This window comes from Streptomyces sp. NPDC007983 (assembly GCF_042958345.1).
In the GTDB taxonomy this organism is placed as follows: Bacteria; Actinomycetota; Actinomycetes; order Streptomycetales; family Streptomycetaceae; genus Streptomyces.
In genome coordinates this window covers 1-22,639 of record NZ_JBIBJI010000032.1, presented here as the reverse complement: position 1 = coordinate 22,639, position 22,639 = coordinate 1, and the positions used below count along the sequence as shown (strand labels likewise).

Genomic DNA, 22,639 nt, shown 5'->3' with positions numbered 1-22,639 from the left:
GGTGGGTTGAAGCTCATCGGGATTCCGGTCCGATCGTGGCCGGTGCCGGCTGGCAAATCTTCACCGTGACCGTGCCCCACCCCACCGGCACGGTGGTCGGCATGGAGCGGGGATCATGGTGCGGGGCCGCAGGAGTGGTTCCTGCGCGGCATGACCCGGGTGCTTTGGTGTGGTGGTTGTCTGCAAGGTCGGGGTGGAGGGGTCGCTGGCCGCCTTCGGGGGCCCGGGGGCTGGCTCCCGTGCGGCCGGGGTGTTGACGCCATGGCGCCGCATGGCCCTGGTCCGTACGTTTAAGCAGGTCAGAGCGTTGCTTGCCGATCCAGGACCGGAGTCCTCCATGTCTCAGACCGCCGCGCCGTCTGTGTCCACCGCACCCGTCGGCGTCACCGCGCGGCAGGGGAGTGAGTTCACTCCCCTGCCGCGGAAGGTCAGGGAACAGGGGCTGCTGGAGCGTCGCAGGGGCTGGTACGCGTGGATGATCACCGTGAACCTCCTCGCCCTGGCCGCCGTGGTGACAGGGTTTTTCCTCGTCGGGGACTCCTGGTGGACGCTGTTGCTCGCCGTCCTGTCCGCCCGCACCGCGAGGGCGCCGCCGACCACCCGCACCTGGTCTCGCCGTCGCGACACCCCCGGTGGTTCGCGTCCGCCGCCGCTTATCGGTGGCCGCCCTTGCCTGCTACAAGATCGGCGAAGCCTCACGGCTAATCTACCGGCCCTGCCCAGACGCCCGGTCCGATGGGCGCAAAAGCTTCTCCTGGAAGAACTACCGCGACCTGGTCCAGACCGCTCACCAGCAGCTTGGCGGCCCGATCGTGCTGATCTGGGACTGTGAGAATGACGGTGTCTCGTTCGGATCACGGTCTGGCCCGGTCTGGGACTGACCTTGGTGTCCAGAGAGTTGATCTGTCGGCCGTGGTCCGGACGGGACTTGCCGGCCCCCGGCGAACAGACGTGTCCCCATAGGGGCTTTCGCTTCGGCATCGTCACAGTCTTGACCGCCCGTCTCCGTCGCAGCCAGCAGAGGGAAAACCGGCCCGGGGGAGGCACCCATGCCCACCGCGTTCGCGGATCAACCGTCCTTAAAGGCGCCTCGCACGGCCGCTGTTGAAGTGGTCCTGGGCGTCGATACCCATAAAAGCGTGCACGTCGCCGCTGTGCTCACCGCGCTGGGCGCCTTGCTGGCCACAAGCTCATTCCCCGTGACCCGACGCCGAAGCGGCAGCTCGGGCGGTCCTGGCAGAGGCAGGGCCCGCACCAGTCCCAAGTACACCGACGGCACTGTGGAGGAGCTCCGGGTGGCCAAGATGGTCAAGGACTCCGCGGTCAGCGCGCGCACGCAGGCCATCAATCAGCTCAAAGCGATCCTGGTCTGCGCTGATCCCGGCCTGCGCGGCCTACGCCAGCTCCAGTACCGCCACGACGTCCTCGACGGCTGCCTCACCGGCACTGGTCTTCCGACGCCAGCCACCATGACGACATCACGCATTCAAGGTCAGTATTCGTCGGTGGCAGCTGGCCACCACCGGCTCGAGGTCACTTTGAGGTCCAGGCTGATGCGCTGCAAGTCGGGCGTCTCATGTTGGATTCACTCACCGGCTCAACGGTCGAAGGAGCGTCTCGGTGGCGATGATTGCGACCGCGCCGATGAGCGCCATGGGCAGCATCCCAGAGCTGGCGAGGGCGCCGATGCTGGCTGCGCACCACGGCGTCGCCGCCGTGGTGAGGCTGCGGATGTTGAACCCGTCGCCGCACTTCGCTGGATCGCCGTCCCGGTAGGGCAGGAACCCTAGCGACGTGGGCCCGTCGGCGGCGTATACGACGCAGTCGGAGGCGATCGGGACCGCGTACCCGCCGGTGAAACGCCACCACGTAGTACTGCTTGGGGTGATTCGGGTTCATGTTGGCTAAAAATGGGCTCAAGTCCTCACCGGCTCGACATAGTGCCGGGGTCAAGGAGAACCGCCGTGGTAATGCGCGCGGTGTGGCCGAGGGCCCTGCGAGGACTCTTCGGCTGCGAGGGTGCATGGTACATACATGCCAGGTCGAAAACAGGCCATTCATCGCTGCGCTCTTTACTCATCAGGAGTTGCAGTGTGAGCATTGTGATACCCCTGAGGTGGAGTTCGCGTCGGCAGTCTTCTGCGTGCACCGGCTGCCGCCCGGGCAACGCCATAGGAATTGGTAGTTACAGCCAATGGCGTGAGAGGGAGGTAAACGCATGAAAATCAAGAAGATTGCGATGCGCGGCCGACAGATGAAGACCACACTCAAGCAGGTTATTCCTGGAGTGAGTGAGGCTCCGACAGTCAAGCGCTAACTTGCGATTTGAGGCGATCCCGGATCACCTCAAGATCGAGTAGGCGGCCTGGCATCACGCAGTGTCAGGCCGTCCTTTTCTGCCCAAGAGTCGATGGGGTAGCAGAGGTGATCTGAATTCGTATTAATCTGGTTTCCATGCCCTGGCAAGCAATCGATATGCCTTCGCTCCAAGTTGGCCTACTACATGCGCTTCTGAACCGGGTGCGGCCTGGGGATGTAATCGGAGAATACCACGGATGTCTGCGCTGGGCAGAGTTCTTGCTGGAGCATTCGGTGGGGGAACTGACCCCTTTTGAGTACTCTAAAGTCGGGAGCGATGGCATATTCGACGGCCTTGGCGATTGGGTTTTTTCCAGCGTCCTGTACGAGGAATCTGGATGGGGAACTGAAAATCTGCAGAAATATGCTGCTGAACGTGGAACTGATATCAGTGAGGCCCTCGCCATGCGTCCGCACGCGGCCGCGTTCATCGATCAGGCTGCGGATGAGGTGCTTGCAGAGGAACCTGACGTTGTTGGGATGACCACTACGTTCATGCAGAACGTTGCATCTCTGGCGCTTGCGCGCGAGCTGAAGAGGCGCAGACCGGGACTCATAGTCATTTTTGGTGGCGCGAACTGCGACGGCCCAATGGGGCATGCCTTGCACCGTAATCATCCGTTTGTCGACTATGTGGTGCGGGGTGAAGCAGAGCAGGCACTTCCTGATTTGCTATCGCATTTGGACCGAGGCTCTTTGCCGGTGGATGTGCCGGGGCTGTGCTGGTGGGATGGGAATGTCTCCCGTGTCAACAACGAGACGAAGGGCCTGATCCCGCCGACAAAAATTCCACGACCCGACTTTGACGTCTGGTTCGGCATCCTGGGGTCTTCGCCACTGGTGGAGTACTACGAGCCAAAGTTGGTCGTAGAGGGCGCGCGCGGCTGCTGGTGGGGCGAGAAACACCCGTGCACATTCTGTGGTCTCAACGGATCGACTATGGCCTTCCGTGCGAAATCTGGTCAAGATCTCTGGTCTGAGATTGACTACTTAGTTCGACGACATCGTGTTCTTGATGTGGTGACTGTCGACAACATCATGGACATGGCCTATTTTCGGGAATTTCTGCCGCTAGCTGCTGATAGTGAGTGGGATCTACGAATCACCTACGAGGTCAAGTCTAACCTGACGCCGAAGCAAATCGGTATGCTGGCGTCCGCGCGCGTAGTGCTGGTACAGCCTGGCATCGAGAGCCTCGATAGCAGGGTGCTTGATCTAATGAATAAGGGCGTTAGTGGAGCGCGTAATATTCGTACGATCCGTGAGTTCGAGACCCACGGCATCTCCTGCTTTTGGAACTACCTGTATGGATTTCCTGGTGAGACTGCCTCTGACTATATTCCAGTCATTGATCAGATGCCTGCCCTGGTGCATCTCCAGCCGCCAGGTGATGTGATTCGGATTGCGCTGGAGAGGTTTAGTCGGAATTTTAACGATCCCCCGGTGCCGTTCGAGAAAAGGTCGCCGGCCGCGATGTACCGGCATGTGTACCAGCTCCCCGAAGAGGAGCTCGAGGACCTCGTCTATTTCTTCGACACTTCCTCGGCCGGAATCGGCGGCGATGTGGAGAAGAAGCTGATCGCCGCGGTCCAGCGCTGGCAGGTGGACTACCACGGTTCTCGGCTTCTTGTAGAGGAAGCAGAGACGGATGAATCGGTCAACGCGCTGTTGGTGCATGACCGTCGCATCGGTTGGCCCCAGCGCAGTTACCAGTTCGTAGGCTGGAAGGCGGTGGCTTTCCGTCACCTTGAGTATGGTCGCACAGTTTCTGCGCTACATCACTTGCTTGAAGCGGAGGGGTGCGGAGTTGGCTTGGAAGCGCTCGGGGGCTGGGTTCAGTGGATCTATAGTCGGGGCTTGGTGTTCCTGGATGGTGACACATACGTAGCACTGCCGACCCGAGGGGCTCCAGTGCGGGGCGAGGGATATACGTAAATCCCATTCGAAGAGATCGCACAGCAACCCCCACCGAGAAAGAGAAGGCCCCATGACGAGTCGGCTCGGATTTCCCGCTGTGACTTCTCCCGCTCTCCCGCCCCCCATTCTACCGCCCGGCATATCGTATGCCCGCGATGGCTTTCAGATTCGCGTCTCTGAGACGCTAAATATGACCGGTAATGGACGGGAAACCGCGGAAGCGGTGAGATTTTTGCGTGAGTGCCAGAGCCATGCGTTGCAGGTCAACTGGATCGCCGTGGCCGAGAACCGCACGCAGGTTGATTTCCGTTTACTATGGCACCTTCCCGCGGCCTTGTCAGGGTCGGACGGAGTGGAATTAGATGACCTGGCAGGCTGGCGGGAAAGGCACGCTTATGGGCTCTTCTACTATCGACAGGGGCCGGGCTTCATAACGGTGAAAGACTGCAGAACTCCTGGAGAGACAAACCGCTACACTCTCGAGCATCCGGATCTTCTGGCCGTATTTGTGCGTTGTCTTGAACCGATGCCGTGGGGGGCTTTCGGTTCTGCGGAACGGGAAGCAGTTGAGCTGCTCGAAGAAGAGAGGGTGATGCTGGTATCGGGAGACTGGGTTGTGACTCTCCCGCCTCGTTTGCGTCATTGGCCTGTTCCGGCTGAAGCCATCTGATTTTGGGCCGCCGATTCTTTCTGGAGGTTTGTCGTGAGCTACTCCATCGCCCAGAGTTTCGATGAGTGGGCCGAGTTTGATGAACTCTGGTCTTCGCTGCAGAATTACGGGGACGAGGATTTTTACCGGACTGCAATAGAAAAGTACGGCAGGCCGGCTTTGGAGCTGGGGGTAGGGTATGGACGGATGGCGTGCCGGACTCACCCGGAGTGGGGAGTCGATCTCTCACCGGAGTCCCTTGAACGGTGCAGGAAGCGTGTCAACCCGTCTGTGCAACTACTGACAGCTGACATTGGCGACTATAGCCTTCCAGATCCCGTGCCATTCTCTTATGCGCCCCTCAATACGTTCAATCACGTGCTTGACTCTCAGGCGCGCGTACAGGCGTTTCGTAATATCCGAAGGAACACGGTCAAAGGTGGGCGACTTCTCTTTGATTCTCATGTCATGACGGAGCGTCAGCGACGGGAGCGTCACTTGCGGGTTTTCAATCCCGTGTGGACGGAATCGCACGCCTTCTACTACGCAGAGAAAATTATTGACTTCGAGCGCTGGATATTCGAAGTCACTGGTTCGATAGAATATGTGTCTTCTGGGGTCGTCGAGCGAAAGGTGCACTATCGCGGACCGCGTCGCGCTTACATTCCCCCACATCAGTTCGCCATTGAATTGGGGCGTGCGGGCTGGTACGTGGAAGGAGCTTGGGGTGACTTCGAGGGGACGTTGCTGAATGAGGCGAGCATGCGCCAGGTCTGGTTGGCTGTCAATCCATGACCGATGCGGGCCCTTGCTGTTTGGGCCGTGTGCAGCGGTGAGCAGACTACCAGCAGGCTCCGCTGGTGGTGCGGCGCATTCTGTCGTCTGAGCTAGCTGCGCGCTTGTAGTGCATGGTTCACGCTGTCAGGGGGTGGTCTGCCCTGGTGCTGATGTAGCGGCACATTTGCCGTCGGATTTAACGAACCGCCGGTAACAAAAGCAACAAAAGATTTTCAATAATCGATCTTCAGTCGGTCGCGTTGACATCTGCGGCCGATTGTCCGAGAACGTCATGGCTGCGGGGGAGGGCTGAGGAGTACCGGACATTAGCTGTGCACGACGTGGGCACTGCCGTCCAGTGGGTGACTGCACTGTCGTCGGCCAGGGTGACCCGGACAAGGAGGTACCAGCCGGTGAAGGCGACTGGAAGCTGGCTCCTCATCCCACTCCAGCAGGCCAATTTCCGCCGTCTGGCCACGGGGCGTCTTTTAATGTACTTTGCGAACGCCATGGCGCCCGTCGTTCTGGCGTTCACTGTGCTCGACTTGGCCCATTCCCCGGCTGCCCTGGGCCTGGTCGTAGGCGCACGATCCATCGCCAACGTCGTGCTTTTGCTTTTCGGCGGTGTCCTCGCCGATCGTTTTGGATACCGCCTGGCAATCCAGGGTTCGGCGCTGGCGGCTTGCGCGTTGCAGGGGGCGATCGCAATCTGTGCGCACCTGGATCTGCTGTCGATCCCCCTGCTCGTGGTGTTGAGCGTGGCCAATGGAGCTGTCTCCGCGGTATCCCTGCCGACGTCGGCCGCCTTGACGCCGCAGACCGTGCCGACCGCAGAGCTGCGTCCGGCAAACGCCGTGATGCGGATGGGGATCAACCTGGGTCTGATCCTCGGGGCCTCACTGGGCGGCGTGGTGGTCGCCTGGGCCGGGCCCGGGTGGGCGCTATCCGGCAACGCGATCACCTTCCTGGGCGCCTCGATATGTTTCTCTCGGCTCACGCTTCCGGCTAGGGCGCGTCAGGGCGGCAAGGGTGCCAATCCCTGGCAGGACCTGCGCGACGGCTGGGCCGAGTTCATCGCACGCTCCTGGGTGTGGGTCGTGGTACTCCAATACACGCTGGTCAACGCCGCCGTAGCCGGAGGAATCCAAGTGCTGGGGCCGCTGGTCGCCGACGCCGACTTCGGCCGTTCCCTGTGGGGCCTCGTCCTCGCCGCACAGACCCTCGGAGCGCTGATCGGCGGCGTGATCGCCGCCCGTTCCCGAATGCGCCGGGCGCTGTTCTTCGGCGTTGCAGTGACGGCGGTCAACGCGGTCCCCCTTGCCGTCCTCGCGGGAGAACCACACATCGTGTTGCTCTTCATCGCCATGTTCCTCAACGGGATGGCGATAGAACAGTTCGGGGTGGCGTGGGAGCTGACGCTTCAGGAGAACATCCCGGAGGACAAACTGGCGCGGGTGTACTCCTACGACGCGCTGGGATCGTTCCTGGCGCTGCCCATGGGCGAGATCGGGGCCGGTTTCGCCACCGAACATTTCGGCATCCGGCCCAGCCTGTTCATAATGGCTGCTCTTGTCTTGGTGGCGACAGCGATGGCGGTCACCAACCACGAGATTCGCGCACTGACCGTCAAGTCCCAGCCCGCGCCATCCCCATCCCTCACGAACTGAGGCATGGTTGGCGGCTCACCCTGCCCCGCTCACGTTGCGTTCGGTATGGGTGTTGCCTGCAGGACAGACTTCTTCATCCATCGCGGCCTGGCCTTGCCCACTGACCAAGCCGAACGGCTCGCCGTTGGGCGGTGCAAGCGTCGCGTTGCCGCAGCCACCGATCCCCTCCGGCCAAAATTTGCCGTCTTCGACGCCCTGCTGCTGGAGGAAAGCGGTGATGGTGCCGATGAGCAGCTGGTTGTGGGCGTGAGCGTCGGTGAGGGCGTACGACACCAGACGCTGCCACTCGCGCAGGCTTTCGCCGTACTCGCGGCCTGCCTGTACCGCCCGGTGGAGGTGGTTCGATGTCCAGCGGCAGTGCTGCTCGACCGCCGTCAGCAGCTCCTGGGGCACGGTGTCGGCTGTCCAGCTCGGCCCCGGGGCGGCTTTCGTCGCGCCTTGGGCCGGGGGAAGGCAGTCGCGGATCTGCTGCAGTCCTGCCGTGTAGGCGACCTTGTGCTGGTCGCGGTACTGGCGTGCTTGGTTCTTTCGGGCATGTGAACTCATGGCTGGTTCCTCGTGCGCCCTCCCGTGATGTGGCGCTGTCGGTGGCCAGGCCACGTGAGCGTCCGTCGCGAATGATGCGGTGCATCTGGGGCTTACGGTAAGGAGTCACGCCGCCAATTCACAGGCCATCACCAAACGAGTGGCTAGTAGGGCTCCGTTAGGTCTGTCTGCCTGCCGTGTTCAGGGGCAGGAGGACTGTGTGGACGCACATGACGTGAATCGTGTTCGGGCGACGTTGGCTTTATTCGTGGTGGATGTGTTCGCCTCGGTGCCGCGCAAGGACCAGCGAGCCAAGAGCGACTGCTATCTGCGCGGACTGATGACGGACGGCCGCCGCAAGTCGATCCAGCCGATGGCGGAGCGTCTGCCGGACGGCAATGAGCAGAATCTGCAGCAGTTTGTGAACCAGTCCACATGGGATCCGGTGCCGGTGCGGCGGCGGATCGCCGAGCGGCTGGTGCCGCGGATCGGTCCGGACGCCTGGGCGGTCGATGACGTGTCGTTCCCCAAGGACGGCCGGATGTCGGTCGGTGTCGCTCACCAGTACTGCGGTGCGCTGGGCAAGCAGGCCAACTGCCAGGTCGCGGTCAGCGTGCACGCGGTCTCCGATGCGGCCTCGTGCCCACTGAACTGGCGGCTGTTCCTGCCCAGGGAATGGGCGGATGACGCCCTCCGGCGCCGACGGACCCGCGTTCCCAAGGACGCCGGGCACCGGGAGAAGTGGCGGCTGGCACTGGACGCCCTCGATGAACTGGCCGGATGGGGACTGATGCCACCCGTCGTGGTGGCGGATGCCGGCTACGGACAGAACGCAGACTTCCGTGCCGGCCTGGCCGAGCGGGGACGCGCATACGTGGTCGGCATCCGCGGCGATATCACCGTCCAGCCGCACGACGCGGTCCCCACGGCCCCCGCCTGGTCCGGCAACGGCCGCAGGCCCCAGCCCCGCTACCGGCAGCCACCGGTGACGGTGGCGGACCTGGCCGCGGGCGCCGGACGGGAAGCCTTCAGCCAGGTGACCTGGCGGGAAGGCTCCCGCGGCGCGATGACCTCCCGTTTCCTCGCAGTACGGGTTCGGCCGGCCGGGGTCCGCTCGCGTCGGCTGGCCCAGGCAGCCGCGGTGGCCGAGCACGGCCGGTGGGACGGCGTCCTACCCCAGGTGCGACTGCTGGCCGAATGGCCCGACGGTGAAGACGAACCGACCCGGTTCTGGCTGTCCGACCTGCCCGACGACACCCCGATCGCCGACCTGGTCCGCCTGGCAAAGATCCGCTGGCGCATCGAGCACGACTACCGCGAACTCAAGCACGGCCTGGGCCTGGACCACTTCGAAGGCCGCTCCTGGAACGGCTGGCACCACCACGTCACCCTGGTCACCGCCGCCCACGCCTTCCTCACCGAACAGCGACTGGCCCCAAAAGCCGACACAGCGGACTCACCCTCTACCAGATCCTCGACACCCTCCAGGACCTGCTGAACTGCTGGACCGGCATCTGCACCACCTGCCACCAACCTCTGCCCAGCAGGACCACACCAAGATCAAGACAGACCTAACGGAGCACTACTAGCTGCTGGATGCTGGCGCGGTGGGTGGCAGCGGTATGTCGTAACGCCCGAAGAGTTCTCGGAAGAAGCCAGCGACTACTCGAGGGCCGACAGCAGGGGCGAGCTCGTGGCCCCCGAAGCGGTAGACCTCGTATCCGGAGAGCTTCAGCTGCCGGTCTTCCGAGACCATCTGGGCATACAGCTCGGGCCTCGCCTTGCCGTTGATCGAGTAGTGCTGTTGGCCGTCGATCTCCAGGACCACCCGGACCCTGTTGGGCAGCAGCAGGAGGAAGTCCATTCGCTGCCTGGCCAAAGGGCCAGACGCGGGCCGGGCCTTCGCGGTGTAGGGGTCGTAGTGGAGATACACCTGGGGGATCAGGGCGGGCAGGGCCAGCCCTCGCTCCCGAAAGTACAGGGCCGCGTACGTGCGGAACAGGACTTCTTCTGGCGGGGAGGCGAGCGATTCCGCGAGCCGTGCGCACAGCGTCCTGGAGGCGGCCTCCTGGTCACCTGCCACGGCGGGGTTCGTCTGCTGCCACCAGCTGACGAGCTCCGCCCATGACAGGCCGTCGGCGACGAGGGGCCGGGCGTACGTCAGGCAGTACTGGGCGTTGCGGACGATGTCGAGGCGGTTGTTGACCGCGTCGCGCAGAACGATCTCAGGCTTGGGGCCGTTAGCGGCAAAGATCAGGTTCTTGAACTCTCCGTCGACGCCGGTCATGCCCAAGGAAGCGAGGACCTGCTCCAGCTCCGGCGCTTCGTACTCGTCGAGAACCTTGCGAGCGACTGCGGTCAGCTCTGACACCGCCAGCGGCCGCAGCCGCCTCATGACATAGCGGTACTTGCTCCCGAATGCCTCGTCCTCTTCCCTTGGAGCAAGCCCCAGACGTACGCATTCGCCCGAGACCTCGTACGACTCCAACTCGGCAACGGCGCTGGCTATCGCGGAACGCAGCGTTTCGGGCTTCACCGCATCTCCCATCCCCCGAGGCTACTGGCCCGCACCGACATACCGGGCAACGGCCGACTGCCCCGCTTCGGGCAACTCACCCCTCGGGCACATGCGGGCAGGTCTCGCGCTGCCGATAGCGCCCCAGCACGTCCGTGCCCACGGCTGTCCAGAAGGCCCGGGAGTCCTGGGAGTGGCCGCCCAGGGTGTGCCAGGACAGGCCGGGGTGCTCGAGGCGCAGCGCCTTCAGCCCCGCAGTGGCCAGCCCGCACCGCTGGAACTGCTCCGCGGTGTAGGGCCACTCGACCCACCCGAGCCCGCAGCGGCCGCAAATGGTGTAGTCGACGGCGAAAGCGACATCGTCGGCGAGATTCGCGGCGCGCTCCCTCCAGCCGGGCCGTTCCGAGGAAGGAGTGTCCTGCCAGGGTGCATTCAGCCTGATCACGGTCCAGCCGGTCGGCTGTCGGCCCCATTTGCCGCCGCTGATCGCGCGTAAGGTCCGCTGCCAGGGCGTGCCGTCCGCTGCCCACGCCACGTCATGGGCCTGCGCGGCGAGCGCCAGGGCCTCTTCCCGTTCGTCAACGCTCCCCATGCCGTCTACCGTGCCCAGGCAGCTGAGGGCTTCACACGCGAGTTCGACCGGGGTTCAGAGGCTGTTTCTGGTCCCTAGGTTCTGCGGAAGCTCTGAGCAGGGCATGAAGCTCGCACGTCGTGCGGGGCTCGCCGCCTTTCTGGCCGCCGCCGCACTCACCATCGCCACCCCCGCCCAAGCCGAGGAGATCAGTCTTCCTCTGCGCGCCGCTGTCGCCGCCCTGCCGGTGGCTGCGCAGGACCATACTGGCTACGACCGGGATCTGTTCAACCATTGGGTCGACTCCGAACGCGACGGCTGCTCGACCCGGGCGGAGGTGCTTTTGGAAGAAGCCACCACGGCACCGACCGTGACCGGGCGGTGCACCCTGGCTCCGTGGCCGCTGGGCCTGCTTGGTTCGTTCAGCGGGCAGCCGGCCGACCGTGGGGCCCCGGCCGGGGCGACGCAGTGGTGCTCGGGCCGGCGGCCGGGGAAGACTGGCCGCCGGACACGCCACGGGCCCCGGGGGAGAAGGCATCCCCGGGCCCGGCGTTTGGAGTCACGCTCTTCAACGACACCACGGCCCAGGCGTCACGCGGGCGCGGGGTGCGGCTCCTCCAAGAGCTCGGCGACCCTCTCGGGCCAGCGCGGCGCTAAGCTTGTTCTTTATCTACCAAGATCTTCCGGGCTTGCCGATGGCCTTGAGGGTCTCGGGGCGTTTGACGGTCTTGCCGACGTCGTAGCGGGGTGCCCGGTGTTTGTTCTTGGCGCCGGGCGGCCGTCCGGGGCCGGCTCCTCGCGGTTTGGGAACACGGGCCGGGCAGGCGAGGTGAGCGCGGATGTTCCTGAACCCTCGGCGGACCCGGGCCGGGGTGAGCCGGTCGGGGACGGTGGGTTTCTCCCAGGGCCGACGGAGGTCCGCGGCGAGCGGGCGGGCGAGCCGGAGCTGGGCGTGAGCGACAATCAGGATCCATGTCCAGCGGTTCGCCGCCTCGGGAGTACGGAGTTTCGGAGTGGTCCAGCCCAGGGTCTGCTTCGCGAACCGGAAGGTGTGCTCCAGATCGAAGCGGCGGAGAAATGCCTGCCAGAAGCGGTCTACGTCGTCCGGGGTGGCATCGGTCTTGGAGGACCATAACCACACCGGCGCTGCTTCCCGGTCCTTCGACAGATGCTCGACCTTCAACCGCATCAACGTCCCCTCGACCAGAGGCAGTTCACCGTCGTGGTCGAGCCAGGAGGAGCGGTGGGTGAGCCTTGGGTGGACCCGGTCCCACGCCTGGGTCTCGGCCTTGCCGTAGTTGGTCGTGTCCGTGACCGTGGTGATCGCGGGCTCGGGCCAGGTCTCCGGCTTGGTGAAGCGGAATTCCGGGCCGTGCTTGGGTGGCCGGCCGTTGACGCCGCGCATCCGTGGTGGTTTCGGCAGGCGCATGACGCGGTCGGAGCGGACGCGGCCGACCAGTTCGACCGGCAGGTCGCGCAGGACCCAGGCCAGGCGGGTGACGTCGTAGCCCGCATCGCTCACGATCAGGATGTTCGGATCGCCAGCCTGCCACTGGCCTGCGGCGATGAGCCGTTCAACGACTCCTCGGAGCTGGGGGCGGTGATCGCGGTCGCGTCGTCCGCCGGGCCCAGCCGGACCGCGTCCAGGATCGCGGTCCAGGACGTGGCGCCCGGCTCCAGCAGGGCCACGAAGGAGTAGGGCCAGCCCGGAATGAACTGCGATGCCGTCTTGGCGCGGCCGTAGACGTGGCAGAACAGGCGCTCCGCCGAACACGGCGCGTCCGACCGAAGCCACGGTGACACATCAACCGCCAGGACCAGACGCCCGCCGTCGAAACGCGGCAGCGGCAGGCCGGCCAGCACCGTCCGTAGCCGGCCAACGTCGATCCGGCCGTGGTTCAAGCCGCCGTACATCGCTCCATGCCCCACGACGATGCTCGGGCACCAGCGTCAAGTCCACGGGGGACTTCACCGCACCGTCCGCACACAGCACCGCGTCCAGCAGCTCGAACAACTCGTCGCGCCGCGTGGTCAGATACTCGTAGAACTCACCCCGGAAGCGTGACGCTTCCGCGAAAGCTTCCCTCCGGACAGCATCAGGCAGCAGACTCACCCTCACGGCCTTCGTCGTGGTCACGTGCACCTTGGTCGGAGCACATGATCAGACGAAGGCCGCTCCCACGTCCGGCGAACCCCCAGCTGAGCGACTCAGTTCGACACGCCATTCGAGGCCGGAAGAAAAAGAACAAGCTAAGCAAAAAGCCCCCTGCTGGGACAGGGGGCAGAATGAGTACCGAGTTCGCCGTGACCAACTCCGCCAGTCGCCAAGTCTACTGCTCACCCACATGCAGGGAGGCCAACCGCCAGCACCATCCCGTCCAGCGGACCTGCCCCACCTGCAAGGAAGAGTTCACCACCGATGTGAGCCCGAAAAGGATCTTCTGCTCGCCTCAGTGCCGCCTTGCGGCCCGCACCAGCAAGGACGCCCTGGAAACACGTACCTGCCCCATCTGCGAGGGCGCCTTCCAGGCTCCGAAAACCGTCCGGCAGCTCTACTGCTCACCCACCTGCCGCAGGGACGCCGACCGCCTCCGCGGTCAGGCCCGGGACGCCGACCGGGCCCGCCGCCTCGGCGAGGCACCGATGCCGCCGCCTCCCGCGCTGCCCGACCTCCCGCCACCGCCCAAACCAACATCCCGCTCGGGAACCCGCCACGTCACGCCAGAGCGGGACCCGCTGGAGCCGACCGCGACACGCAACTGCCCGCACTGCCAGCAGCCCATCACCATCGTCGCCCTGCTGGCCACCCCGGAGGCCGCCAGGCCGACCATGCCCTCCCGCGGCCCAGACATCATCCAGCTGCGACGCACCCCATGACGCGCATTCACGTCAACAGCCGCGGCATCGCTCACCAGCTCAACAACGTCAACTAACCGTGACCAACCCTCGCGGAGCCCGCCGACCCGACGGTCGGCGGGCTCCGCGAGGGTTGTCTACCCATCGGTCAGCCAAGCCGGTACTCCCACCCCTCACGCCAGCCGAAATCGGCCTCCACCAGTTCTTCCAACGGCTTGCCGTCAATGAGGTGGTCGAGCCCCCACCGAGTGGCGACGTGTCCGATGACCAGGATCCGGGTGTCCGACCAGCGCACGGGCAGATCTGCCAGGAAGCGGCCCACGCGGTCAACCGCCTGCCGCCAGCTCTCACCACCCGGATAGGGCTGGTCGATGCGCTGGGCCCGGCTGCGATGCAACTCAGCAGCAGGCATGCCGTTCCCGTCACCGTAGTCACATTCCCGCAGCCGCCAATCATGCAGCACCGGAATATCAGTGCCCTCGAACGCCAGAGACGCCGTCTCGACCGCACGCGCCAGATCCGAGGTGAACACGGCACTGATGCCGTCCTTCCGGCGCCGCTCACCCAGCTCCACGGCCAAGCCCTTACCCCGTTCGGAAAGCCGTCCAGGCAACCACCCAGTGGCGATCCCGCGGTCGTTGTCCTGGCTCCACGAGTGCGTCTCGAACACGATCTCCAACGACATGACGCCAGGCTAAAGCCATATCCCGAGGCTCCTGCCCCTGCTTCTCCCAGAGCGGACAACCCTCAACTGTGACGAAGACCGATAGGTGGCCCAGACGGCCTTGAGCCTTCCAAGTGAGCTTCCAAGCATTGGTAGTTGGCCCTGCTGAGGAGCGATAGTTGGCCACCGGGCCGCGGGTGGAGAGCGCCGTCTCTGGAGGTCACTCTGGGTGGATCCCGTACTCGGCCAGCCACCCGAGCACGTCTTGGCGGGAGGCCTCGACAAGTCGCCCTCCGGTGAAACGGATGTCGTCGGTCACCTCTGCCACGCACTCTGGCGGGGGGACAAAGGACTGCGCCTCTTCGTCGGTGGTGAACTCGGCCTCCGCCAGGACCAGGCCCTGCAGGGGCCCATCGAAGACATCCACGCCCAGGGGAGGCACGCTGAAACGCGTCTTGGACAGCACCACGGCTGGCAGCGAGGCGAGCAAGTCGTACTCGGCCGGCGACAAGTAGGTATTCGTGATCAGGCCCTGAATACCGCCGGGACGAGGGATCGGTACTTTCTGGGTGAGCTTGAGCTCGCGGTCGCCACCTGGGAAATCGGCACGCCGCAGCCGCAGACGTGTTCCCACCAGATACCGATCGGTAATCACACGGGTGACCGTCACTGAGGACGGTTCTGGCGGTTCGGCCAGTAGGAACCGTCTCTCCCGCTCGACGCGTGCGTACTTTCCTGGGCGAACCGACTGGCCCTGAACCCCACCAGTTTTGTCCATCATGAGGACAGCATCACAGCGTGTCGCGGCGGAGCCAACAACAGGTCACCGTCACGTCAACCGACAGGGCAACTGACCCTCGTTCTCGCGCTCTTGCTCATCATCATCCTCAGATGCTTCAGGGGCGCAAAGAAATGACGGGAAGAGCATCACTGGCGACAATCAAGGCTCTGTCCGCAGTTTCCGTGAAGGTCATGGCTGGGTGAGGATTCGGGTCCGGAGGAGTTCGAACGAGGCCCGGCCGTACATAGCGCGCTTGAGTGTTTTCACCCGATTTACGTGTCCTTCGACGACTCCGGAACTCCAGGGGAGAGTGAGGCCGGCGGTGACGGCGTCGAGGTCCCGGCGGAGGAAGCCGGCGAATCCGCTCATCGGCTTGGGAGCGTCCTGCTCGGCCTGGCGGATCCACTGCTGGAGCAGGTGTCCGCGCTGGTGACGCACCAGATCGGCGAACGCGCGGGCGAGGTCGCAGGCCCGGGTGATGTCTGGGCAGGCGAGCCGGACCTGAAGCAGCCGCTCCTCCTGGCTCTCGGTGAGCGTGTCACGCGGACGCATGATCCACGACGTGATCTTCCGCGGGCTGGGGATGTCGGCCCGGACCGGTTCGGCGGTTCCCGCACGCAGGGCGGCGAGGTGCTTGCGGACGACCTGGCGGCTGCCGAGGTAGCCGCGTTCACGGATCTCCAGGAAGAGTCGGGTGCCGCTGACCTGGCCCTGGGCCTGCGTGAAGCGGGCGTTGAGGTAGGACTTGAAGGGTTCCAGGACGCCGTTGGGCCGTCGGTCGCGGGCGGAGACCAGCATCTGGTCGAGGTCGGTGTCGCGGAAGCGGCGCACGGTCTTGCGATCGAGGTTCAGCCGCCGGGCGATGGCGCTGATCGTCCAGCCCTTCTCCAGCAGCTGGTGAACATCCTCGTAGCGGTGGCGGGTCCGCTCGATGATCTGGGTGCGGGGCAGCTCGACGGGCGGTAACAGCATCGGTGGCGGCTCCGGCACCTCCGTTTCCGTCTCCTGCTCGGTGTGTTTACGCAGGCAGTTGCGGTGCTGGTGGCAGGTCTTCTCCACCGCGGCGGACAGGTTCTGAAGCAAATGCCAGCGATCGGCAACTTCGAGGGCGTCCGGGGCGGACTCCTTGACCGCCTTGGTGTAGGCGGTGGCCCGGTCACGGCAGATGATCTCGGCACCGGGATGCTCGCCCAGCCAGGCCGCGAAGGTCTCCGAGGTGCGGTCGGGCAGCACGTCCACGACCCGGCCGGCTTCGACGTCGACCAGCACGGTGCCGTAGGTGCAGCCCTTACGGAAGGCGAACTCGTCCACCCCCAGCACCCGCGGGGCACGGTCCGGCACCGCCGGCGCCTTCAGCAGCCGCAGCAGGCGGGTCCGGCCCGCGGCCAGCCGCAGACGGTGGCACAGCCGTGCGGCCGGACGGCCACCCAGCTCGACCGCGATCGACCGCAGCCAGCCCGTCAGTCCGACGCTGGAGCGGCGGTGCCGTTCGGTCAGCCCGCCGACCTGCTCGGCGAACGTTCTGCGGGAACAGCTCCTGCGGTCGCAGAAGTACCGGCGTACCCGGAACCGGACCACGACCCGGCGGGAGCCCAACGGCCGCTCATCCAGGGTGCGTTGGTACGAGCTGTGCACGCGTTGCGCCTGCTTCCGGCAGTCCGGGCAGCGGCCCGGGCGACCGGTGGACATCGCCTCCACCACCAGGCCGCCGGAGGAGTCGCTGACGCGCTCCACTCGCACATCGATCCCGGGAAACAGCACGTCCTCGACCGTCTTGCTCGCCATGGCGGGGAAGACCCTGCTGAAACGATCCCCCGTTCCAGCCCCTGACCTGGGGATTCACGGAACTGCGGACAGAGCCACAATCAAAGAGCCCCATCACCGCACCGAGCCGCTGTCTGTCGGGATGTGGGTGCTCACCCTCAGCCTCTGGACGGACCTCCTCACCGAGCACGGCCTCGTCGCCGACCGGGTCGATGTCCTCACCGATCCCGAGGGCGACACCCCGCTGTCCTGCACGCTCGTCCAGGCCCGCCGTCCCTTGCCCCCTCCACCCGAACGCCGGAGCTGACCAGCAGGGCCGATACTGACACGACCGCACAGCCGCCCCGCAGTCGTATTTCCCCATGAGGATCGTGAAGGGGATGGGGCCCCGGAGCCGCTCCGTCTACGAGCCGTGCAGCCAGATCCGCAGCGTGCCCACGGGGGCGAAGCCATGGCGGATCGCGACCACTAGGTCGTCGCCCTGTTCGTAGCCGACCACCGGCAGGGTGGGGAATAGCCGGTTCACCGCGTCCAGTACCACCGGCCAGGCCACGTCAGGGCCGCCATCCAGCGCGAAGACATTGGAGATCCCGACCACGTGGTCACTGCGGCTCGCCACCGCTCCGGCCACGACTCGGCCATCGTCGTACCGTCCGGCGAGCAGAGAGGTGGCTGGGTCGTGGAGCAGTCCGGCCCGGAAGAGGTCCGCGTTGCCGCCCCCGTTGTCCCAGGCGAGCGCCCAGGCGCGCAGCGTGTCCGGGTCGCCTGCCACGGTCCAGGCAAGATCCGACGCGGCAGCGGGCGGACTCGCCGGGCGGTGGATCCACTGCGCCTCGAACAGCACCTGGAAGCCGGCTGCTGTCAGGTCGAGGTCGGCGAAGCTGTCCTTGACACAGGCGCCGGGTGCGGCGGTATCGATCCGGGCCACCAGCGCGGCCCGGTCGGCGCCCGGCACCAGCGTCACCGCGTCGGGGTAATAGAGCGGCGTGCGAGCCGGAGCGGTCCAGGCTTGTGTTCCGAACTCGCCCGTCACACCGTGCGATCGGCTCATCGCTGCGCACCACTCGGCGTTGTTGCGGGCGGCGGCCCGGACCAGGAGTTGCTTCGGCGTCGTCACGAGTGCGCAGCATGACGGATCTGTCCCGGCCCGTCGAACGCTTTTCCGCCACCGCACGGACGCCTTTACCGTCCTCGGCGGCTTCACCGGCCCGCCCGCGTCCCCCTGCGCCAGCGGCTCCAGGGACTGCCCACCGGATGACGGCACAGCGGCTCCGCCTGCGCGACCCCCGTAGCGTGCGGGCGAGTCGTACGTGACGCAGGCCGGAGCAGTTCAGCCCCCGCCCGCCGGGCGCTACTCGTCCTCACCGGGTGCGGCCCCAGAGAGGGCTGCCCGGGGGCGGAACACGATCTCTGATGGTCGATCCGCTATTTGCAGGACTTGAAGTGGCCGAGGGTGCCCATTCACCCGAAAGAGTGGCGGGACCCGGGTGATGCGCGGGGGATTTTCAGACCCGCCTGACCATCTCCGACCGCTATTGCCGGAGGTGGTTCGTCCATTGTTCGAGCGTGGTCTGTTGGGTCGAGAAGTGGTCAACGCCAGCTGTGCGTTATGGCTCTATCGGGAGTGCCCGGCTCCGTTTTCATGTGGATCAGGGGTCTGCCGCAAGTGGGTAATGCGACTAGCGTCCGACTGGGCACGGAAAAGGGTCCCGAGGCGATGCCAACCAACTCGGGACCCTCCCTCGTGCCATCTCAACTACGCACCGAGGAGCGCGAAAATTGATGCAGCACGTCCGCCGGAAGCTCGCAAGCGTCCTTCCGGCAGCGCCAGAGATTAACATTCCGCTGTCGGGCTTCCTGCAAACCGCCAGTTCGAGCGTCTTGATGATCACGTTGCGTTTCAGCTCTCTGCTCTTGATCGGCGTCCTCGCGGCAGCGGCCGTCCGTAAGGAACCCTTCCCGGTGGAAGTGCTGGTGGGCATGACGGCCGCCTCCGTGTCCGACCGCAGCTGTGTCACCTACCTGAAGATCCGCCGTACCGTCTGACGACGCGGGCCTGCGTGAAGAAGCCCTCGCCCGCCTTGTGGGCGAGGGCGGCACCGCCGCCACCACGGCCAAGCGGCCTGGCCTTGCATCCCCTCGGCGTGTCCTGACAGCCGACGGCGAATCCCTTAGCCCACCGCGATGTCTCACTTGCTGGCCGGGCTCCGCTCCGTCTTGCCCTGCACCCCTGTGAGGTGAAACGTCATGCTGATGCGCTCCAGCCCGCCGGGGCTGTGCGCTGAAACAGAACTGGACGACCGGCACTTCGCCGCATGGACCGGCCCATCGGCCACCCAACGGCTCCCGGCCTCCTACACCGTCTTCTGCTGCGACCACTGGACGGTCTACCGACGCTTCGGCACCGCCGCCGCGGGTTCCACCCACGGAGGTATGGGCATCGCCCGGGCCGCCCTGCACGATCTGGGCAAGCAGTGGGAGAGAGCACTTCGCAGCTCCTCACCAGCCGCACATGCCTGGGACCTGCTCTCCCGTAGAGCCTCGAAGCACCGAACCGCGTCGTTGCAGGAACTTCACCACCTCCTCGGCCGCGATGAAGCCGACGCCCTGGTCCTGCGCTACAAACTCGGCCTGTCTCCCCTCCAGGCCGGCTATGCGATGGGCCTGTCCGAAGCCGACTTCGAGCTGCTGCGTCACCGGGCTCTGCGAGAACTGCGCACCACCCGAGCGGCTTGAAATATGCCTGCGTCGTATTCCCTGATGAGGCGTCTGGTGTGCGCCGGAGCGTGAAAGGTCAACTCGACGGCTGAAAGGCCATCAAAATAGGTGCCACATCGGCGGGTGCGGGTAGCCCTGCCTCAGCGCGTCCTTCTAGCATGGGACCTCTGCCTTCGGGTACCGGCAGCGTCTCAGGGGGGACGCATGCCTTCCGAGAGTGTGGGGAGCCGACCATCATTGATGTCAGCAGGCCAAGTGTTGCCAGGATGTACGACCACCTTCTGGGCGGCACAGACAATTATCAGTCTGACCGGGAAGCATGCGAGAAATTACTCCGCATCGCTCCCAGCTCTCGCAAATTAGCGCTGGTCAACCGGCAATTTCTCGTGAGGGCCGTGCGCTATCTCGCCCGGGAACAGGGTGTGCGCAGATTCCTCGACCACGGGTCAGGACTTCCGACACGGCCCAACGTGCATCAGGTCGCCCAGGACATCGATCCCACCAGCGAAGTCGTCTACATCGACAACGACCCCGTAGTCCTCGCTCACGGGGAAATGATGCTGGCCGAGGACCCGAGGACTACCGCCGTCCTCAACGCCGACATCCGCCACACCACAAAGATCTTCGAGAGCCCCGCGGTACGACGACTGCTGCGCGACGACCAGCCGGTCGCAGCGCTGTTTGTCTCCGTTCTCCACTGCATCCGCGACGATGACGACCCCTGGGAGCTGGTCCGCCGAGTCTGCCAGCAGCTACCGCGCGGCAGTTACCTGGTGATCTCGCAGCTGACCAGCGACGACCAGGAACTCCGCCGCAACATCACCGATTTCATGCAGGAGATCACCGACAACTCCTGGGGGACGGTCCGCTCGATCAGCGAGGTCAACCGGTTCTTCGAGGGCCTCGACCTTCTGGAAACCCCCGAACCGGTCGAGGTCTCGCGCTGGCTGCCGGACAGCGATCTCCCTCCGCTGCGGCGGAGGGAGGAGTGGATCGAGTACGGCGGGGTCGCCCGCATCAGGTGACGGAGGCTACTGCGGGGTCTCGTCGGCCAGTCGGTCGATGTAGTACTGGAGCCGACCCATGGTCTCCGTCTTCGACAGGGCATGTCGCCACCAGTGGTCCATCGACGCCATGAAGGTCTCGATCTGCGCGGTGTTGGTGAGGAGCTGACCGCCGACGTTCTTGTCCTCCAGGTAGATCAATCGGCCAGCGGTCCCTTCGTGTGGCTTGCACAGGGTGATGGCGGGGTGCAGCGGGGAGCCCTGCCGCATGGCCGACCTGGGCAGGATCCGCAGGTGCACGTTCGGCTTGTTCTCCGCGACGGTGAACAAGTGGCGCAGCTGCTCCCGCATGACCAGCACGCCGCCCAGCTCCTTGTCCAGCACGGATTCCGCGATGACGGCCCTGTACATGGGAGCGGTGGGGTGGTCGAGCAGATGCTGTCGGCGAAGCCGCACCTCCAAGCGGCGTTCGATGGCCGCGAGGTAACTGCGCCGTGTCTCGGGGTCGACTTGCGCCCGGGCGAAGTCTGTCATCAACGCGCGGGCGTAGCCTGCGGTCTGGAGCATCCCGGGGACATAGTTCTCCTGGTATACCTGGACCACCTTCGATGTGGACTCCAGGGCGTACAGGGACATGAGCTCGGGGGTCGCGACGTCCGCGAAGGCAGACCACCATGTCTGCTCATGCGGCCACTGCAGGAGCATCTCCGCTTCCCTGACGCAGTCCTCCGGCGCCTCGTAGAAGTGGAGCAGCGCGAAGACGTGGTCCGCCTTGAGCGTGCCGGTGGCGTTCTCGTAGCGGCTGAGCTTGGGCACGGACCCGAACCCCGAAACGGACCGCACGACCTCGTCCTGGTTCATCCCGCGCTCCTGGCGCAGATGCTGCAGCAGGGCACCGATGAGCTTCTCCGCTGCTTTTGGTGTGGCCGGTGGTGGCTCTCCCTGCCGTCCGACCAAGGCCAGGATCTGACCCGACATGTGGCACTCCTCGCGCGGGCGGGACTTTCCCACCCGCGCCAAGAATGAACAGCTATCTGCCTCACGGGCAACCTGTGGCCGACGCTTTTTAGACAGTCATGGCGTTGAACTCCCCTCGGTTCGCGCCGTCGAGGAAGGCAACGAACTCGGAGCGGGTGAATACCAGAGCAGGACCGTCGGGGAAACGTGAGTTTCGTACCGCGACTTCGGTTTCATTCACGCGTGCAAGCTCGACGCAATCACCGATTGCATCGCTCGCCGACGCCTTCGTCCATCGCGCGCCGATGATCTGACTGCCCGGTGTGCCGTTGATGACCGTGATCATGTTCGCACCTGTCCTTCGTGTCTGACCAGTACCGATCCTCACCGGCGCCGATCACTTCCCGCTTCCCCACAGCCCCGCTCGCAGCCGCCTCTGAAATTTTCACGGGACGGTGAAACTTGTATCGGAAGCCTAGTGGTGTCGATCTCCTTGCGGTGTCCCTCGAATGGGCGCTCTCGCCAGGCTTGAAATCTGTTTATATGACAAACAATAAGGGATTGATCTTGATTAGAGGCAGAGAATGGCTGGAGGTGAACCGGTGGCGGAGGGTGGTGTTGTGTGGCGATTCCATGGGGCGCCGCAACCAACGGAGAATTCGCCCAGCTCGGCTCGGCACCCTTGCTGCGTCGCCGCCAGACTGTGCTGATGGACGCAGGGACTGGTGCTGCGAATCGCGGACGATTGCGCCCTCCAGTACCGTTCGCGCGTAATCCGTCCGCGGAGCCGCGACAGGGCTGCGATGCTGCTATCCGCGTTGGTATCAGGTCCCGGCCGGACGACCTGCCCAACTTCCACACGCTCGTCACTGACGCGGACCCGCAACCGCGGCGCTGCCAAGCGCTGTCTGACCTC

20 protein-coding genes and 3 pseudogenes are annotated in these 22,639 nt (G+C 65.1%); 12 read left to right on the top strand and 11 right to left on the bottom strand.

Translation table 11 applies throughout. The annotated features are described in order from the left end of the window. Nucleotides 1-337: 337 nt before the first annotated feature. Nucleotides 338-583: pseudogene (locus ACFZCY_RS42650) on the top strand (acyl-CoA desaturase); the annotation flags it as partial. Then, nucleotides 566-860, top strand: a pseudogene (locus ACFZCY_RS42645) (DDE endonuclease); the annotation flags it as partial. The pseudogenes ACFZCY_RS42650 and ACFZCY_RS42645, both read left to right, overlap by 18 nt. A 729-nt stretch (nt 861-1,589) precedes the next feature. Here the strand turns inward: ACFZCY_RS42645 and ACFZCY_RS42640 are convergent. Beyond that, complete coding sequence (locus tag ACFZCY_RS42640) at nt 1,590-1,688, bottom strand: hypothetical protein (RefSeq protein ID WP_391186689.1); 99 nt, start codon at nt 1,686-1,688, stop codon at nt 1,590-1,592. Between the two features lie 745 nt (nt 1,689-2,433). Between ACFZCY_RS42640 and ACFZCY_RS42635 the strand changes: the two genes are divergently transcribed. From ACFZCY_RS42635 to ACFZCY_RS42620, 4 genes are all read left to right on the top strand, one after another. Beyond that, complete coding sequence (locus tag ACFZCY_RS42635) at nt 2,434-4,293, top strand: RiPP maturation radical SAM C-methyltransferase (RefSeq protein WP_391186686.1); 1,860 nt, start codon at nt 2,434-2,436, stop codon at nt 4,291-4,293. Nucleotides 4,294-4,345: 52 nt separating this feature from the next. Further along, the gene (locus ACFZCY_RS42630; RefSeq protein ID WP_391186591.1) at nt 4,346-4,945 is read left to right on the top strand and encodes a DUF5825 family protein; all 600 of its coding nucleotides are present in this window, start codon (nt 4,346-4,348) and stop codon (nt 4,943-4,945) included. 33 nt (nt 4,946-4,978) lie between these two features. Next, nucleotides 4,979-5,719, top strand: a complete 741-nt coding sequence (locus ACFZCY_RS42625) for a methyltransferase domain-containing protein (protein WP_391186586.1) — start codon at nt 4,979-4,981, stop codon at nt 5,717-5,719. A gap of 395 nt (nt 5,720-6,114) precedes the next feature. Beyond that, nucleotides 6,115-7,368 carry an MFS transporter gene (locus ACFZCY_RS42620; RefSeq protein WP_391186583.1) on the top strand — a complete coding sequence of 418 codons (1,254 nt, stop codon included), beginning with the start codon at nt 6,115-6,117 and terminating at the stop codon, nt 7,366-7,368. 15 nt (nt 7,369-7,383) lie between these two features. Here ACFZCY_RS42620 and ACFZCY_RS42615 read toward each other — a convergent pair whose 3' ends face one another. After that, nucleotides 7,384-7,914 carry a hypothetical protein gene (locus tag ACFZCY_RS42615; protein WP_391186580.1) on the bottom strand — a complete coding sequence of 177 codons (531 nt, stop codon included), beginning with the start codon at nt 7,912-7,914 and terminating at the stop codon, nt 7,384-7,386. A 199-nt stretch (nt 7,915-8,113) separates the two neighbouring features. Here ACFZCY_RS42615 and ACFZCY_RS42610 point away from each other — a divergent pair, with 199 nt between their 5' ends. Continuing rightward, nucleotides 8,114-9,391 (top strand): IS701 family transposase, encoded by a 1,278-nt coding sequence (locus ACFZCY_RS42610; protein ID WP_391186577.1) that lies wholly within the window; start codon nt 8,114-8,116, stop codon nt 9,389-9,391. An 87-nt stretch (nt 9,392-9,478) separates the two neighbouring features. Here the strand turns inward: ACFZCY_RS42610 and ACFZCY_RS42605 are convergent, their stop codons facing one another. The 3 genes and pseudogenes from ACFZCY_RS42605 to ACFZCY_RS42595 form a co-directional block, all read right to left on the bottom strand. Continuing rightward, nucleotides 9,479-10,441 (bottom strand): hypothetical protein, encoded by a 963-nt coding sequence (locus tag ACFZCY_RS42605; RefSeq protein ID WP_391186574.1) that lies wholly within the window; start codon nt 10,439-10,441, stop codon nt 9,479-9,481. A gap of 64 nt (nt 10,442-10,505) precedes the next feature. Beyond that, nucleotides 10,506-11,000, bottom strand: a complete 495-nt coding sequence (locus ACFZCY_RS42600) for a hypothetical protein (RefSeq protein ID WP_391186571.1) — start codon at nt 10,998-11,000, stop codon at nt 10,506-10,508. Nucleotides 11,001-11,649: 649 nt separating this feature from the next. Continuing rightward, nucleotides 11,650-13,092, bottom strand: a pseudogene (locus tag ACFZCY_RS42595) (NF041680 family putative transposase). Nucleotides 13,093-13,265: 173 nt separating this feature from the next. On the opposite strand from ACFZCY_RS42595, the gene ACFZCY_RS42590 reads away from it, so the two are divergent. Then, on the top strand, nt 13,266-13,856 hold the full coding sequence (locus ACFZCY_RS42590) for a hypothetical protein (protein ID WP_391186568.1): 591 nt from the start codon (nt 13,266-13,268) through the stop codon (nt 13,854-13,856). Between the two features lie 127 nt (nt 13,857-13,983). Here ACFZCY_RS42590 and ACFZCY_RS42585 read toward each other — a convergent pair whose 3' ends face one another. The 3 genes from ACFZCY_RS42585 to ACFZCY_RS42575 form a co-directional block, all read right to left on the bottom strand. After that, a complete protein-coding gene (locus ACFZCY_RS42585) occupies nt 13,984-14,520 on the bottom strand; it encodes a histidine phosphatase family protein (RefSeq protein WP_391186565.1) in 537 nt (178 codons plus the stop codon). Nucleotides 14,521-14,719: 199 nt separating this feature from the next. Further along, nucleotides 14,720-15,280 (bottom strand): hypothetical protein, encoded by a 561-nt coding sequence (locus ACFZCY_RS42580; protein WP_391186562.1) that lies wholly within the window; start codon nt 15,278-15,280, stop codon nt 14,720-14,722. Between the two features lie 189 nt (nt 15,281-15,469). Further along, complete coding sequence (locus ACFZCY_RS42575) at nt 15,470-17,065, bottom strand: ISL3 family transposase (RefSeq protein WP_391186559.1); 1,596 nt, start codon at nt 17,063-17,065, stop codon at nt 15,470-15,472. Nucleotides 17,066-17,192: 127 nt separating this feature from the next. Between ACFZCY_RS42575 and ACFZCY_RS42570 the strand changes: the two genes are divergently transcribed. Then, nucleotides 17,193-17,351, top strand: a complete 159-nt coding sequence (locus ACFZCY_RS42570; protein ID WP_391186556.1) for a hypothetical protein — start codon at nt 17,193-17,195, stop codon at nt 17,349-17,351. Nucleotides 17,352-17,447: 96 nt separating this feature from the next. On the opposite strand, the gene ACFZCY_RS42565 is transcribed toward ACFZCY_RS42570, so the two are convergent. Next, nucleotides 17,448-18,161, bottom strand: a complete 714-nt coding sequence (locus ACFZCY_RS42565; protein WP_391186553.1) for a hypothetical protein — start codon at nt 18,159-18,161, stop codon at nt 17,448-17,450. Between the two features lie 665 nt (nt 18,162-18,826). On the opposite strand from ACFZCY_RS42565, the gene ACFZCY_RS42560 reads away from it, so the two are divergent. The 3 genes from ACFZCY_RS42560 to ACFZCY_RS42550 all read left to right on the top strand — a co-directional run bounded on the left by ACFZCY_RS42560 (nt 18,827) and on the right by ACFZCY_RS42550 (nt 20,787). Further along, a complete protein-coding gene (locus ACFZCY_RS42560; RefSeq protein ID WP_391186550.1) occupies nt 18,827-19,090 on the top strand; it encodes a hypothetical protein in 264 nt (87 codons plus the stop codon). 201 nt (nt 19,091-19,291) lie between these two features. Then, complete coding sequence (locus ACFZCY_RS42555) at nt 19,292-19,780, top strand: hypothetical protein (RefSeq protein WP_391186547.1); 489 nt, start codon at nt 19,292-19,294, stop codon at nt 19,778-19,780. A 218-nt stretch (nt 19,781-19,998) separates the two neighbouring features. After that, on the top strand, nt 19,999-20,787 hold the full coding sequence (locus ACFZCY_RS42550; RefSeq protein WP_391186683.1) for an SAM-dependent methyltransferase: 789 nt from the start codon (nt 19,999-20,001) through the stop codon (nt 20,785-20,787). 6 nt (nt 20,788-20,793) lie between these two features. Here the strand turns inward: ACFZCY_RS42550 and ACFZCY_RS42545 are convergent, their stop codons facing one another. Together ACFZCY_RS42545 and ACFZCY_RS42540 are read right to left on the bottom strand one after the other, a co-directional pair. Continuing rightward, nucleotides 20,794-21,744 carry a Scr1 family TA system antitoxin-like transcriptional regulator gene (locus tag ACFZCY_RS42545; RefSeq protein WP_391186544.1) on the bottom strand — a complete coding sequence of 317 codons (951 nt, stop codon included), beginning with the start codon at nt 21,742-21,744 and terminating at the stop codon, nt 20,794-20,796. Nucleotides 21,745-21,832: 88 nt separating this feature from the next. Further along, on the bottom strand, nt 21,833-22,069 hold the full coding sequence (locus tag ACFZCY_RS42540) for a DUF397 domain-containing protein (RefSeq protein ID WP_391186541.1): 237 nt from the start codon (nt 22,067-22,069) through the stop codon (nt 21,833-21,835). Nucleotides 22,070-22,639: the final 570 nt, after the last annotated feature.

Excerpts from the sequence above, each read along its gene's own strand:
- ACFZCY_RS42560 (WP_391186550.1), top strand. The coding sequence starts at position 18,827 with ATGCAGCACGTCCGCCGGAAGCTCGCAAGCGTCCTTCCGGCAGCGCCA.
- ACFZCY_RS42545 (WP_391186544.1), bottom strand. The coding sequence starts at position 21,744 with ATGTCGGGTCAGATCCTGGCCTTGGTCGGACGGCAGGGAGAGCCACCA.
- ACFZCY_RS42605 (WP_391186574.1), bottom strand. The coding sequence starts at position 10,441 with ATGGGAGATGCGGTGAAGCCCGAAACGCTGCGTTCCGCGATAGCCAGC.
- ACFZCY_RS42590 (WP_391186568.1), top strand. The coding sequence starts at position 13,266 with ATGAGTACCGAGTTCGCCGTGACCAACTCCGCCAGTCGCCAAGTCTAC.
- ACFZCY_RS42600 (WP_391186571.1), bottom strand. The coding sequence starts at position 11,000 with ATGGGGAGCGTTGACGAACGGGAAGAGGCCCTGGCGCTCGCCGCGCAG.
- ACFZCY_RS42630 (WP_391186591.1), top strand. The coding sequence starts at position 4,346 with ATGACGAGTCGGCTCGGATTTCCCGCTGTGACTTCTCCCGCTCTCCCG.
- ACFZCY_RS42580 (WP_391186562.1), bottom strand. The coding sequence starts at position 15,280 with ATGATGGACAAAACTGGTGGGGTTCAGGGCCAGTCGGTTCGCCCAGGA.
- ACFZCY_RS42575 (WP_391186559.1), bottom strand. The coding sequence starts at position 17,065 with ATGGCGAGCAAGACGGTCGAGGACGTGCTGTTTCCCGGGATCGATGTG.
- ACFZCY_RS42555 (WP_391186547.1), top strand. The coding sequence starts at position 19,292 with ATGCTGATGCGCTCCAGCCCGCCGGGGCTGTGCGCTGAAACAGAACTG.
- ACFZCY_RS42585 (WP_391186565.1), bottom strand. The coding sequence starts at position 14,520 with ATGTCGTTGGAGATCGTGTTCGAGACGCACTCGTGGAGCCAGGACAAC.
- ACFZCY_RS42540 (WP_391186541.1), bottom strand. The coding sequence starts at position 22,069 with ATGATCACGGTCATCAACGGCACACCGGGCAGTCAGATCATCGGCGCG.
- ACFZCY_RS42615 (WP_391186580.1), bottom strand. The coding sequence starts at position 7,914 with ATGAGTTCACATGCCCGAAAGAACCAAGCACGCCAGTACCGCGACCAG.